The following is a 13109-nucleotide window of genomic DNA, read 5'->3' on the forward strand; positions in this document are numbered from 1 at the left end:
CCTCTCCTTTTAAAAAATTCAGAGTAGACTTACTTAAAAGACTATTCTGTGAATTTATTGTAATAGATGGAATAATATTTTAGTAGACCCATTTTTTTGAGATGATTTTATCTCTATTTAGGTATATCATCTCTCGCTATTTCCGTAGAGACTCGAAATAACTATTTTCATACAGAAAAGAACGAAAATAGACATGAGTAAATGTTCATTATGCTGAAATGTCATGCTTTTTTAGGTTAAATGCTCCTGAGTCCCGGCAAATTCCTGTCGAAAAAATTCGTTCAAATGACCTGCATATGCTTCCGTGAGAACAATGGATATTATCGTGATATTTTTTCAAAGCATGATGATAAAAGTATTCTGAAAAATAAACTTTACAGAAAATGGATATAATGAAAAAATTATTGAGAGGGAGGAAGAAATAAGATGAACATTCGCCAAGCAAAGACATCAGACGCGGCGGCCATTACGCCGCTGTTTAACCAATATCGGGAATTTTATAGACAGGCATCCGATTTGCAAGGGGCGGAGGCTTATTTGAAAGCTCGTTTGGAAAATCACGAGTCTGTTATTTTGATAGCAGAAGAAAATGGAGAATTCATAGGGTTTACCCAGCTCTATCCAACGTTTTCTTCTGTGTCAATGAAAAGGATCTACATATTAAATGACTTATTTGTCGTTCCTCATGCGCGTACAAAGGGAGCCGGCGGCCGGCTGCTTTCTGCCGCAAAGGATTATGCAGAGGAAAACGGGGCAAAATGTTTAACACTTCAGACTGAGCACCACAACCGGAAGGCAAGAAGCTTGTATGAGCAAAACGGCTATGAAGAGGATACCGGATTTGTCCATTATTGTCTCAATGTGCCGGCGAAGTGAAAATGGCGGCTTGATGATTTGGTTTTTTGAACGTTCTTCGGTTACGATATAAATGAAAAGGAGTGTGCCGAATGTCAACGTTATTTCAAGCATTGCAGGCAGAAAAAAATGCCGATGATGTTTCAGTCCATGTGAAAACCATATCAACAGAGGATTTGCCGAAGGATGGTGTCCTGATTAAAGTTGCTTATTCCGGCATTAATTACAAAGATGGTCTGGCCGGAAAAGCAGGAGGCAATATCGTCAGAGAGTATCCGCTTATTTTAGGCATTGATGCTGCGGGTACGGTCGTCTCTTCCAATGATCCGCGTTTTGCGGAGGGGGATGAGGTGATCGCGACAAGCTATGAGCTCGGTGTCTCCCGTGATGGCGGATTAAGTGAATACGCTTCTGTGCCTGGTGACTGGCTGGTGCCTTTGCCACAGAATCTTTCGTTAAAAGAAGCGATGGTGTACGGAACGGCGGGATTTACTGCGGCGTTATCAGTGCATCGGCTTGAACAGAACGGTCTGTCTCCGGAAAAAGGCAGCGTGCTAGTCACAGGAGCAACTGGCGGTGTCGGCGGAATTGCGGTATCGATGCTGAACAAGCGGGGCTATGATGTGGTGGCAAGTACCGGAAACCGGGAGGCGGCTGATTATTTGAAACAGCTTGGTGCAAGCGAAGTAATCAGCAGGGAAGATGTCTATGACGGAACGCTTAAGGCGCTGTCCAAGCAGCAATGGCAGGGAGCGGTTGATCCAGTCGGCGGAAAACAGCTTGCCTCGCTTTTAAGCAAAATTCAATACGGCGGATCTGTCGCAGTGAGCGGCTTAACCGGCGGAGGAGAAGTTCCGGCAACGGTGTATCCTTTTATTCTTCGCGGAGTAAGCCTGCTCGGAATCGATTCAGTATACTGTCCGATGGACGTCAGAGCCGCTGTTTGGGAGCGCATGTCTTCTGATCTCAAGCCTGATCAGCTGCTGACCATCGTGGACAGGGAAGTATCATTGGAAGAAACGCCGGGTGCGTTAAAAGATATTTTGCAAAATCGCATTCAAGGAAGAGTGATTGTGAAGCTTTAACAGGATCAGCTTGCAGAGAATGTTATTTTTCTGCAAGCTTTTTTGTGGACAGGATGTTCAGCTGCTGAACTGCTGTGTCGTGAAACAAGATTTTCCTGTAAGCCGAACTTTCTCTTCTCATTTAAAAAATAATTGGTGATAATGATTCTCATTCCGTGTTATACTACTCTTGGACATCTTAACCATAGAAACTACCAACAGGAGAGACTGGAACATATGAAAAAAACACTGATTATTCTTACAGTTTTACTTCTTTCTGTCTTAACGGCTGCTTGCTCGTCTTCAAGCGGCAATCAAAACAGTAAAGACCATAAAGTGGCGGTAACACATGATTTAGGGAAGACAAATGTGCCTGAGCATCCGGAGCGGATTGTTGTTCTTGAGCTAGGTTTTATTGATACACTGCTTGATCTCGGCATTACGCCTGTCGGGGTTGCCGATGATAACAAAGCGAAGCAGCTGATCAACAAGGATGTGCTGAAGAAAATTGACGGCTACACATCTGTCGGCACCCGCTCACAGCCAAGCATGGAAAAAATCGCTTCATTAAAACCCGATTTAATTATTGCTGACACGACCCGGCATAAGAAGGTGTACGATCAGCTGAAAAAAATAGCGCCGACGATTGCACTTAATAATTTAAATGCTGATTATCAGGATACAATTGACGCTTCGCTTACAATTGCAAAAGCAGTCGGCAAGGAGAAGGAAATGGAGAAAAAGCTGACGGCGCATGAAGAAAAGCTTAGCGAGACAAAGCAGAAAATCAGCGCGAACAGCCAGTCCGTGCTTTTGATCGGAAATACAAATGATACCATTATGGCCAGGGATGAAAACTTCTTTACATCGAGACTTTTAACACAGGTCGGCTACCGATATGCAATCAGTACGTCAGGCAATAGCGATTCAAGCAATGGCGGCGACTCTGTGAATATGAAAATGACACTGGAGCAGCTGCTGAAAACAGATCCGGATGTGATCATCCTGATGACAGGAAAAACAGATGACCTCGACGCCGACGGTAAACGCCCGATCGAAAAGAATGTCCTTTGGAAAAAACTGAAGGCAGTGAAAAACGGGCATGTATACCACGTGGACCGTGCGGTGTGGTCTCTGCGCCGCAGTGTAGACGGGGCGAATGCCATTTTGGACGAGCTTCAAAAAGAGATGCCGGCTGCTAAGAAATAAAAGAAAAGACAGGCAAACGCCTGTCTTTTTCTTATTTGATAAAGCGGGATAAGTGGCTGTTGATATTATAGTCTTTTATCCGCCATTTTTCTTCTGCAAATTCAATGTTGCTGAGGCAGGCGTTGACGAGACGGGTGCTTTGAAGCTCCGGGTCACCGCCGGATATTTCTGTCAGCAGGGCGTGAATTGCCGCACCGTGCGCCACGATCAGCACCTTCTTGTTTGGATACGCCTGGTTCACTTTTGCCAAACCGCCCATCAGCCTGTCAGTGAGTTCTTCTAAGGTTTCCATATTCGGATAGATGTTATCTGGATAGCGCTTTGTCCGTTCCTCCAGCTGCATGCCCTCCGCGTCGCCGTAATCGCGTTCCTTAAAATCATCCATCTCGACTATCGGAAGATGCAGATATTCATTAATAATTTCCGCGGTTCTTTTCGCTCTTTTCAGCGGGCTCGTCACAATAATATCCCAAGAAAAGTCCTTTACATATTCTCCGGTTTCTCTTGCTTGGCGTTCACCTGTTGCGTTTAGCGGGATATCGGTTTTGCCTTGGCATTTTTGCTGCAGGTTCCAATCGGTTTCTCCATGTCTTACTAAACAAACGGCTGTCATAAAATCCCCTTCCTGACTTTATTCATATCGCTATTATACTAAATCGAAAGCATGTGTCCTATGAAAAAGCCTATGCAAGAACTTCAAATAATAAAGCCAGTCCAATTCCGCCGCCGCTTCCGATGGCTGCAACAGCATATTGACAGTCTGGCCGTCTTTTCGCTTCATAAAACAATCTGGTTACCAGAGCTGCACCTGATGCACCGTACGGATGGCCAAGAGCTAAGGCGCCGCCGCGCACATTGATTTTTGAAAAGGGAATGCCGAGTTCTTGCGAGCAGACACAAATTTTGACGGCAAAGGCTTCATTGATTTCAAATAAATCGATATCATCAGGTGTTACATCGTGTGTATGTAAGAGCTGACGAATCGCGACAACCGGTGCCGCGGGCGGAAAGTTGGGGTGAATCCCGCTGACAGCGCTGCCGATAAACCGGAGCACAGGCTTAAGTCCCAGGGCTGCCGCTTTTTCTTCTTCCATTACCAAAAGAGCGGCTGCTCCGTCTGCTATGCCACTGCTGTTGGCTGCTGTGACTGTTCCGGAGCTGGTGTCGAAAACCGGCTTTGCACGGGGAATAATCGCTTTTATCGGCCGCGTTTTCAAAAATGCTTCGTCCGTCTCCAATTCCCCGAGAGGAACAATTTCTTCACGGTAAAATCCTTCATCATGCGCGTTCCTGCTGCGTTGATGGCTGAGAAGCGCGTACTCATCCTGCATGCCTCTGCTGATGGAATAGCGTGCAGCCGTATATTCTGCTGCAATGCCCATGTCTGGATCGCCAATCGCATCTGGAGAAAAGCGGGCCCGTTCTGAAAAAGGGGATTGGCTGCTGCTTTCTGAGCCGCCCGCGATATACATCGTGCCGGCTCCCGCTTGAATAAGGCTGCAGGCATAGCGCACAGCTTCAAGGCCTGAGCCGCACTGTCTGTCAATTGTCATTCCGGGAACCGATAAAGGCAGTCCGGCTTGAAGGGCTGACAGTCTGGCCAGGTTGCCGCCTCTGCCAGTAGCGTTTCCGAGAATGACCTCGTCAACTTGATCCTCTAGCTTTCGGCTGAGACAGCGGATGATGGGAGCCGCCAAATCCTCCGGCAGGAAGGGCTTCAGCAGTCCGTTTTGATTTCCAAAGATCGTTCGTTTTGCATCAACAATAACCGCATTCATTTATACTGTATACTCTCTTCCAGCCATTTTTTCACTCTGGAACGGGCAATTTTTCCGCTGCTCGTTTCCGGCAAGCTGTCTGCAAACACCCATTTTTTCGGAATTTTATAGGAGGCTAATTTCTGTTTACACCAGGCTTTCAGTGTTCTGGCATTAGCGTTTCCAAGAATGACAGCTACAGCGATTTCTCCCCAATACTCGTCGGGAATGCCAACGACAGCCGCGCTTTCAACCTCTGGGCAGGCGAGAAGCACACGTTCAATTTCTTCTGGGAAAATATTTAATCCTCCGTACACGATCATCCCGTTTTCTCTTCCTGATATGTAAAGAAAGCCCTCTTCATCAACGTAGCCCATATCATCTACTGTCATCCATTCATCTGGTGTGCTGCCGTTCACATAGCCGGAAAACCTCATCGGGCTTTTGACAAATATTTTTCCGATTTCTCCTGGCTGGCAGCGTTCTCCTCCAGCGTTGAGGATTTCGATCCGGACATTATGAAAAGGGCGGCCCGCTGAATGCGGCTTCCGTTTGCTGTCTTCCGGTGAAGAAAACGTCACAAAACTAAGCTCTGATGTGCCGTAAAAATCGTACAGCTTGAGATGAGGCCATGCAGCGGCAAGCTTCTCCTTGGATTCTGCCGGCCAGTCTGCGCCGGATGAAATGATTTTGACGGGACTGTCGGGAAAACCCTCAATCCTTGCGAGGGCGTCTGTCATCGTCGGTACGGTATAGAGAACACTGATGGATTCACGGCACAGCCATTCCTTCGCTTTGGCAGGAGAAAACTTTTTCAGCAAACAAACGGTTCCTCCAAGAAACAAAGTGCTGACTGCCCCGTATAAGAAGTGAGAGGACATTAACGTCCCGGGAATCAATACCGTGTCATTTGATGAAATCGAAAAATCTGTTTCTGTACAGGTAAAGCTCTCTATCCATGAGCGGTGAGATCGCGTAAAGGCCTTCGGTTTTCCTGTCGAGCCCGACGTAAATCCCATATAAAAAGGGTGCTCCGGATCAATGGTAGGCAAGGGATCAGCGGTTGCTTCAGAAATATCTGCCATACAGTTATCCAGCAAAACAACAGGTGTCTGGCTATCTGTCAGTTTGTTTTTGAAAAAGGCTAAAGTAACCACAAGATCCGCATTGCTTATGGACAGCCGCTCCTTACATTCAGCCGGGCTCCAGCGTGTGTCGATGGGAATGGCTGTGCATCCAGCCGCTGCGGCTCCGGCAAACAGCTGTAAAAACGCCAGACTATTTGGGAGCAGGATCGCCACACGATTCGGCATGCTCGGCTGTGACCGCAGCCAATTTGCGGTTTGAGAGACAAGCCGATCCCAATCATGGTACGTGATTTGCTCCGATTCAGTCTGGATCGCTACACGGCCGGGCGATGTTTCGGCAGTAGATGAATAGGTATGAGTAATTGTCATGTAGTGTCATCCTCCTTTTGTAAACATCGTATCAGAAAGAGACAAGGCTTGAGTGATTTTTATCGCCAGAAATGCAGATACAGCCGCTTTTATCAAATCACCAGGCACATATGCAAGGCTCATGAAGGCGGCCTGTGACAAATCAATATGCATGATAAAAGCTTGTACCGGTATACCAAGCAGATAAATAAAGATGATGCCGAATACGATATGAGTGAAAAAGAGACGCAATACTGTCACCTTCCGCAGCCTGTTAGCGGCTAAACTGATCAGCCATGAAGCGAGGGGATAAGCAATCAAAAAGCCTGCGCTCGGTCCGAAAAACACACCAAAACCGCCTCGTCCGCCGGGCAACAGCGGCGCTCCGAAGGCGACGAGCAGCAAAAAGACAAGCTGGCTTAAGAAAGCAGACTTTGGCCTGAGGATGCTGCCTGCCAACATGACACCAAGCGTTTGCAATGTAATCGGAACAGGTGTAAAGGATAAGAAGAGAGGGGGCATAAAGCCGAGCACTGCCATCAGCGCGGTGAAAATCGCAATATGCATCATGTCGATTAATTTCAGCATGTGAAATCCTCCAAACAGTAATCAAATATGGTTATACAATAAATGCAGGTAATTATTATGTCAACTGATTTTTAATTTAAGTTTACATAATGAACGCAAAAAAAACCGGCCGTATGGCAGACCGGTTTTTGATGGTTATTCTTCTGTCAGGATGACAAGCGAATCAACGGAAGCGGCCACATGGGAAACGGCGCGGCTGACTTCCTGAAGCCCTCCAAGAAAGGCTTGCAGATCGACGTCGATTTTGCCTGATTGCTCTTTGCTGATTTTCATGCTGTGGACGATTTCATCGAATAAGCGGTTAATTTGCGTCATTTTTTCTTTACTTTCGCTGACTAGCTCATTCACGTCTTTGATATGCTTGGATACAATGTTGATTTGTGTATTCGTATTGTTCACAAGCTCAGAAACAGTAGAGACGGTTTTTTTCGTATCCTCAGAAAGCTTCCGCACTTCATTTGCCACGACAGCAAAGCCTTTGCCGTGTTCTCCGGCGCGGGCGGATTCAATAGATGCATTGAGCGAGAGAAGGTTTGTTTGTTCAGCTATGCCTGTGACGATGCCGAAGATTTTTTCAATTTGCTGCGCGATTTCATCCAGCTTGACCATTTCTTTTTCGATTTGGACAAGGCTTGTGTCAATTTTGTTCATCTGTTTTTGCTGGACTTCTAGCTCTTTTTTTCCGCCGATCGACTTTTCTTCAACAGTGCTGGATGTTACAGTGCCGGCTTTGGATGCTTGAGAAATGCCCTCAGATTTGTCCACAAGCTCTTGAACTGATCTGCTTGTTTCTGAAAACAGATTGGCAATCGATCCAGAGGTTTCTTGAATTTTCTGATGAAGAAGGTTTTTCTTTTCTTCTTGTTCATCACGGGTCTGGTTATACTCGCTTTGAAACGCTTCAAGGACAAGCTGCTGTTCTAAGTTCAAGATTTTTGTTGTTGCTTTAATGGCTTTTAGCAGTTCTTGCTGATTTGTAATGGATGCTTCATAAATGTCAATCATTGACAAAAGAAGCTCTTGAAACGCACCCATATACCATTTTGGCAAAAGGCCGATTCTTAAATGGATGGAGGCGATTCGGTTACGCTTTTCAATAAATTCATCATCGATAACGCCTGCAAACATTTCCTGAATATGCCGTTTTAACGTTTGTTTTAAGCGGTCAACTGAACTGTGATCATTAATGATATCCATCAATGAGCTTTCATGGTCAAGGTTTTTATAAAACGCATCAACGATATTTACGATATTTTCTTGAATGAGTGGCTGAAGCTGCTCTAACACGTAAAGCTCAGCATCTCCCAACCTGACCATTTTGAGCTGTTTTTTGACATCTGCATGTTTGTTTGTGAGCTGAATGCGGTTTTTTTGCTGTCCGTTTGAATCTGAAAAGTAAGCTGTTTCTTGTTTTCTGTCTTTTTTAAATAACAATACAATGATCCCCCTTGGGAAAAATATAATTTTTACTTTTTGGCTTTTTAAGCCTTTTTCTTTTTTATCGGCCAAGGGAAACATGAATGAAGCTGAAGATGAAAAATATTTGAAAAACCGTTCATTAAAATGAACGGTTTAATCGAGATCTATTTGTTTTAATGGTTTAATGGCCGGACCCTCTACAACTTCGCCAGATGGCTTAAAGCGTGACCCGTGGCACGGACAATCCCACGTATGCTCACTGTCGTTCCACTCGACCTCGCAGCCTAAATGGGTACAAGTCGTATCAACGAGATGGAGGCAGCCTGTCTCATCCCGAAATGCTCCCGCTCGCCTGCCGTTTATGGTGACGGCTTTCCCTTCTCCTGGCGAAATGTCTTCAAATTGGACATCAGGCTTTTCAAGCTTTCCTTTAATCAAATGCTTGGCGACATCGGCATTGTAGGAAATCACTTTCTGCAACCCGGGATTCAGATGGAAACGGGACGGAGTGAAAATGCTTTCGTATGGATTGTCTTTTTTCTCTACAAGGTCTGACAATAGAGTGGCTGCGACTGCTGAGGACGTCATGCCCCATTTTTTGAACCCGGTCGCTACTAGAATATTGTCCTCATTTTCCGACATCGGCCCGATAAACGGGATTTTGTCGATCGTCACTAGATCTTGTGTGGACCAATAATATGGAATGCTTTCGATGCCGATGGAGCTTTCGGCCAGTTGTCTCAGTGTTTCATAATGTGTAGACATGGCTTTTCCCTGGCCTGTTTTATGGCTTACTCCGCTGAAGAGAATCAGCTTTTCACCGTTTACAACCGTATAGCGGAGCGCCACTGACGGCTGATCGATACTCAAATACATGCCCTCGGGATACTCGATCTTCGGCTTGATGGCAAGGACATAAGATCTGTCGGAGTACATTCTCGCAGCATATAATCCGCCTCCGTCATAAAAAGGGAAGTGGGAACAGCATATGATAAAGCGGCTCTTAATGGCGTGCCGGCTTTTTGTTACCACTTCGGGCCTTTCGCCTTTTTTGATATCAAGCGCAACGGTCTCTTCATAAATTCGGCCGCCTTTTTGAACAATTTGCTCCAGAAGCGCTTTTAAGTATTGAAGCGGATGAAATTGAGCTTGATTCTTCATGACAAGCGCCAGCTTAGAACCTAAGGGAATTGGAAGATCCTTGATAAGGTCTCTTTCAATTCCCAGCTTTGTGTATGCCTCATGCTCGGTGCGGATTTTTTGAACATTTTTTTCATTTGCCGTATAAAGATATGCGTCTTGCTCGATCCATTCACAATCAATTTGATGTTCATCCACAATGCCTTTTATGTAATCAATTGCGTTTTGGTTTGCTTCATAATAAAGCCTCGCATGGTTTAATCCGAAATTGCGGATAAATTCGTCGTATATCATGTCATGCTGTGCGGTAACTTTAGCAGTTGTATGCGCAGTGGTTCCGTTAAGAACCTGATTTGCTTCAATCAAAACGACACGGAAGCCTCTCTTCGTAAGTTCATATGCCGTTGTGATTCCCGTAATCCCGCCTCCGATAATGGTGACGTCACATTCAGTGTCCTCTTGAAGCGCAGGAAAAGAAGGCAGGTCAGTTGATGTTTTCCAGTATGTTTCAGGTGCTTCCTTTGCAAAATGTTGATTAGCCAAGCCGTTATCCCTCCAATCAGATTTATTCTTAATTTTTCCATATTCTATCTTTTCATACATAGGAAGCAGGCATTGTTCATAACATAATAAGGTTGAAAAGGAGTGATTTCATTGGCGAATCAAAAAAAGAAAACATTACCGCCTCAGCACCAGAACCAGCAGCCTGGTTTTGAATATCTGATGGACCCGCGTCCGGTTTTTGATAAGCCGAAGAAAGCGAAAAAATTAGAGGGCAAAACCGCTATTATTACTGGAGGAGACAGCGGGATTGGACGCGCTGTCTCGGTGTTATTCGCAAAAGAAGGGGCTAATGTGGTCATTGTGTATTTGAATGAACATCAGGACGCCGAGGAAACAAAGCAGTATGTAGAAAAGGAAGGGGTAAAATGCCTGCTGATTGCAGGAGATGTCGGGGATGAAGCGTTTTGCAATGATGTGGTCGGGCAGGCAAGCCAAGTGTTTCCATCCATTGATATATTGGTTAACAATGCAGCTGAGCAGCATGTCCAGCCAAGCATTGAAAAAATCACCAGCCACCAGCTGATGAGAACCTTCCAAACAAACATTTTTTCCATGTTTTACTTAACAAAGGCAGTGCTGCCTCATTTAAAAAAAGGGAGCTCTATTATTAATACCGCTTCAATTACCGCCTATAAAGGCAATAAAACGCTGATCGATTATTCAGCGACAAAAGGCGCGATCGTTACGTTTACAAGGTCCCTTTCCCAGTCGCTTGTTCAGCAGGGCATACGGGTCAATGCAGTGGCACCGGGTCCCATTTGGACACCGCTTATCCCGGCCAGCTTTGCCGCAAAAGACGTGGAAGTGTTTGGTTCAGACGTGCCGATGGAACGCCCGGGACAGCCGGTCGAAGTGGCGCCAAGCTATCTATACCTTGCCAGCGACGATTCCACATACGTCACAGGGCAGACGATTCACGTCAATGGCGGAACAATTGTGAACGGATAATAAAAAGCCAATCCTTGAAGGATTGGCTTATTCGCTCTGCTTGAGCGCTGCATATTCTTTAGAGAGCGTAAGAAACGCATCTTTATCTTTTTCGTCCAAGGCTTTGTTAATTTGGTCCGTCAGCATGGCAAGCCGACGGTTATACAAGGATTCATCGAGCACCATTTGAATGTAAATATCCGTCATTGTGACATCGAATTCTTTTGTTTTTTGCGTGTTGCGGGACTTCATGAGCTCAGTGTACGATTTTTTCTCTTTCATAAAGAATCCCCCCAATGCCTTTTTTATAGTATATGGATAACGGTCGAAAAAATCAATAAATTTTTATAATTTTTAGACAACTAATACTTGGCAATCTATCGACATATCCTGCAAAATGCCGTAAACCGGCAAATCTTATGAAAGTAAAATCGGTTTATTACTAGTCATTTAGTACCAGTAAATATCATTAAAAGATGATTTTATCTTAAATGTTAAAAAAACCTGTCGTTTTACAAAAACAGATGATAGATTATTAGTATAAATTTTGCAGAAAAAGGATGGAGGCCATAATATGAGTCAGAAAACAGACGCACCTTTAGAATCGTATGAAGTGAACGGCGCAACAATTGCCGTGCTGCCAGAAGAAATAGACGGCAAAATCTGTTCCAGAATTATTGAAAAAGATTGCGTGTTTTATGTCAACATGAAGCCGCTGCAAATTGTCGACAGAAGCTGCCGATTTTTTGGATCAAGCTATGCGGGAAGAAAAGCAGGAACTTATGAAGTGACAAAAATTTCACACAAGCCGCCGATCATGGTGGACCCTTCGAACCAAATCTTTTTATTCCCTACACTTTCTTCGACAAGACCCCAATGCGGCTGGATTTCCCATGTGCATGTAAAAGAATTCAAAGCGACTGAATTCGACGATACGGAAGTGACGTTTTCGAATGGGAAAACGATGGAGCTGCCGATCTCTTATAATTCGTTCGAGAACCAGGTATACCGAACAGCGTGGCTCAGAACCAAATTCCAAGACAGAATCGACCACCGCGTGCCGAAAAGACAGGAATTTATGCTGTACCCGAAAGAAGAGCGGACGAAGATGATTTATGATTTTATTTTGCGTGAGCTCGGAGAACGGTATTAGAAAAATAGGAAGGAGCTGACCGAACAGGGCAGCTCCTTTCATAAAGCTATGCCGTCGGAATTCCTCCGGTGATGCCATATACCTGAGATGTCACATAGCTTGAATTCTCTGAAGCTAGAAATACATAAACATCGGCCAATTCCACTGGCTGACCAGCGCGATTTAATGGAGCTGGCGGCGTGCCTTGTCCGAATTTCGGGATGTTTTCCGTCGGCTGTCCGCCGGAAATTTGCAGCGGTGTCCAAATTGGTCCGGGTGCAACTGAATTTACTCTGATGCCTTTGGAAGCAAGCTGTTTTCCCAGTCCAACGGTAAAGCCGATAATGGCGTTTTTTGTTGCTGCGTAATCTAACAACATCGGGCTTGGATTATAGCCTTCAACTGAGGTAGTTGTGATAATTGAAGCTCCCTCCGGCAAATACGGAAGCGCCGCTTTTACAACCCAGTAAAGGGAAAAGACGTTCACTTCAAATGTTTTATAGATTTGTTCAGTAGGCAGATCTTCGATGTTTTCGACCGCTTGCTGTTTGCCTGCAACGAGCGCTAGCACATCAAGTCCGCCGAGTTTGTGATGCGACTGTTTGACTAGATCTTGGCAAAAGGATTCGTCGCTCAAATCTCCGGGGATCAGCACTGCTTTTCGGCCTTCTGCTTCAATCAGCTCTTTTACCTCTTCAGCATCTGGCTGTTCCTCGGGCAAGTAGTTAATGGCCACATCGGCACCTTCTCTGGCGTAAGCAATCGCGGCAGCGCGGCCGATACCGGAATCGCCGCCCGTGACAAGCGCTTTTCGACCCGTTAGTTTACCTGATCCTTTGTAGCTTTTTTCTCCGCAATCAGGGACAGGCTTCATGTTCTTTTGCAGGCCTGGCGGCTCTTGATATTGTTCAGGAAATTCATCATGAAAAAATGCTTTTATAGGATTCGTAAGATTTGAATCAGACATCATCAACGCTCCTTTTCTGTTTGGTGTACATTCGTATGTGTACCCCTGAGC

13 protein-coding genes and 1 pseudogene are annotated in these 13109 nt (G+C 45.3%); 5 read left to right on the forward strand and 9 right to left on the reverse strand.

The window, feature by feature from the left end; translation table 11 throughout:
* The first annotated feature begins 426 nt into the window (after nucleotides 1-426).
* The 3 genes from QF06_RS04080 (at nucleotide 427) to QF06_RS04090 (ending at nucleotide 3128) form a co-directional block, all read left to right on the forward strand.
* A complete protein-coding gene (locus QF06_RS04080) occupies nucleotides 427-876 on the forward strand; it encodes a GNAT family N-acetyltransferase (protein WP_015715622.1) in 450 nt (149 codons plus the stop codon).
* 71 nt (nucleotides 877-947) lie between these two features.
* On the forward strand, nucleotides 948-1940 hold the full coding sequence (locus QF06_RS04085) for an NADPH:quinone oxidoreductase family protein (RefSeq protein ID WP_003233163.1): 993 nt from the start codon (nucleotides 948-950) through the stop codon (nucleotides 1938-1940).
* A 216-nt stretch (nucleotides 1941-2156) separates the two neighbouring features.
* On the forward strand, nucleotides 2157-3128 hold the full coding sequence (locus QF06_RS04090; protein ID WP_015715624.1) for an ABC transporter substrate-binding protein: 972 nt from the start codon (nucleotides 2157-2159) through the stop codon (nucleotides 3126-3128).
* Between the two features lie 31 nt (nucleotides 3129-3159).
* On the opposite strand, the gene phoE is transcribed toward QF06_RS04090, so the two are convergent.
* From phoE to QF06_RS04120, 7 genes and pseudogenes are all read right to left on the reverse strand, one after another.
* The gene (phoE, locus tag QF06_RS04095; protein ID WP_015715625.1) at nucleotides 3160-3741 is read right to left on the reverse strand and encodes a phosphatase PhoE; all 582 of its coding nucleotides are present in this window, start codon (nucleotides 3739-3741) and stop codon (nucleotides 3160-3162) included.
* Nucleotides 3742-3811: 70 nt separating this feature from the next.
* Nucleotides 3812-4906: an acetyl-CoA C-acyltransferase gene (locus QF06_RS04100; RefSeq protein ID WP_015715626.1), complete on the reverse strand. Its 1095-nt coding sequence runs from the start codon at nucleotides 4904-4906 to the stop codon at nucleotides 3812-3814.
* Complete coding sequence (locus tag QF06_RS04105; RefSeq protein WP_015715627.1) at nucleotides 4903-6342, reverse strand: acyl-CoA synthetase; 1440 nt, start codon at nucleotides 6340-6342, stop codon at nucleotides 4903-4905. The genes QF06_RS04100 and QF06_RS04105 overlap by 4 nt, the downstream gene beginning before the upstream one ends.
* A gap of 6 nt (nucleotides 6343-6348) precedes the next feature.
* Nucleotides 6349-6909, reverse strand: a complete 561-nt coding sequence (locus QF06_RS04110; RefSeq protein WP_003233151.1) for a biotin transporter BioY — start codon at nucleotides 6907-6909, stop codon at nucleotides 6349-6351.
* Nucleotides 6910-7044: 135 nt separating this feature from the next.
* Nucleotides 7045-7560: a methyl-accepting chemotaxis protein gene (locus QF06_RS22325; protein ID WP_326255844.1), complete on the reverse strand. Its 516-nt coding sequence runs from the start codon at nucleotides 7558-7560 to the stop codon at nucleotides 7045-7047.
* Between the two features lie 288 nt (nucleotides 7561-7848).
* Nucleotides 7849-8427 (reverse strand): annotated as a pseudogene (locus QF06_RS22330) (protoglobin domain-containing protein); the annotation flags it as partial.
* A gap of 54 nt (nucleotides 8428-8481) precedes the next feature.
* Nucleotides 8482-10011: an FAD-dependent oxidoreductase gene (locus QF06_RS04120; protein ID WP_041851020.1), complete on the reverse strand. Its 1530-nt coding sequence runs from the start codon at nucleotides 10009-10011 to the stop codon at nucleotides 8482-8484.
* Nucleotides 10012-10122: 111 nt separating this feature from the next.
* On the opposite strand from QF06_RS04120, the gene QF06_RS04125 reads away from it, so the two are divergent.
* Nucleotides 10123-10980 carry an SDR family oxidoreductase gene (locus QF06_RS04125; RefSeq protein ID WP_021479616.1) on the forward strand — a complete coding sequence of 286 codons (858 nt, stop codon included), beginning with the start codon at nucleotides 10123-10125 and terminating at the stop codon, nucleotides 10978-10980.
* Nucleotides 10981-11007: 27 nt separating this feature from the next.
* On the opposite strand, the gene QF06_RS04130 is transcribed toward QF06_RS04125, so the two are convergent.
* The gene (locus tag QF06_RS04130) at nucleotides 11008-11241 is read right to left on the reverse strand and encodes an IDEAL domain-containing protein (protein ID WP_003233142.1); all 234 of its coding nucleotides are present in this window, start codon (nucleotides 11239-11241) and stop codon (nucleotides 11008-11010) included.
* Between the two features lie 292 nt (nucleotides 11242-11533).
* Here QF06_RS04130 and comK point away from each other — a divergent pair, with 292 nt between their 5' ends.
* Nucleotides 11534-12112 carry a competence transcription factor ComK gene (gene comK / locus QF06_RS04135; protein ID WP_029317573.1) on the forward strand — a complete coding sequence of 193 codons (579 nt, stop codon included), beginning with the start codon at nucleotides 11534-11536 and terminating at the stop codon, nucleotides 12110-12112.
* 46 nt (nucleotides 12113-12158) lie between these two features.
* Here the strand turns inward: comK and QF06_RS04140 are convergent, their stop codons facing one another.
* Complete coding sequence (locus tag QF06_RS04140) at nucleotides 12159-13058, reverse strand: SDR family oxidoreductase (RefSeq protein WP_041851019.1); 900 nt, start codon at nucleotides 13056-13058, stop codon at nucleotides 12159-12161.
* Nucleotides 13059-13109: the final 51 nt, after the last annotated feature.

The organism is Bacillus sp. YP1, assembly GCF_000877815.1.
Taxonomy (GTDB): Bacteria; Bacillota; Bacilli; order Bacillales; family Bacillaceae; genus Bacillus; species Bacillus subtilis.

Coding starts and splice junctions, on each gene's coding strand:
- QF06_RS04090 (WP_015715624.1), top strand. CDS start 2,157: ATGAAAAAAACACTGATTATTCTTACAGTTTTACTTCTTTCTGTCTTA.
- QF06_RS04130 (WP_003233142.1), bottom strand. CDS start 11,241: ATGAAAGAGAAAAAATCGTACACTGAGCTCATGAAGTCCCGCAACACG.
- QF06_RS04100 (WP_015715626.1), bottom strand. CDS start 4,906: ATGAATGCGGTTATTGTTGATGCAAAACGAACGATCTTTGGAAATCAA.
- QF06_RS04085 (WP_003233163.1), top strand. CDS start 948: ATGTCAACGTTATTTCAAGCATTGCAGGCAGAAAAAAATGCCGATGAT.
- phoE (WP_015715625.1), bottom strand. CDS start 3,741: ATGACAGCCGTTTGTTTAGTAAGACATGGAGAAACCGATTGGAACCTG.
- QF06_RS22325 (WP_326255844.1), bottom strand. CDS start 7,560: ATGAACAAAATTGACACAAGCCTTGTCCAAATCGAAAAAGAAATGGTC.
- QF06_RS04140 (WP_041851019.1), bottom strand. CDS start 13,058: ATGTCTGATTCAAATCTTACGAATCCTATAAAAGCATTTTTTCATGAT.
- QF06_RS04080 (WP_015715622.1), top strand. CDS start 427: ATGAACATTCGCCAAGCAAAGACATCAGACGCGGCGGCCATTACGCCG.
- comK (WP_029317573.1), top strand. CDS start 11,534: ATGAGTCAGAAAACAGACGCACCTTTAGAATCGTATGAAGTGAACGGC.
- QF06_RS04110 (WP_003233151.1), bottom strand. CDS start 6,909: ATGCTGAAATTAATCGACATGATGCATATTGCGATTTTCACCGCGCTG.
- QF06_RS04105 (WP_015715627.1), bottom strand. CDS start 6,342: ATGACAATTACTCATACCTATTCATCTACTGCCGAAACATCGCCCGGC.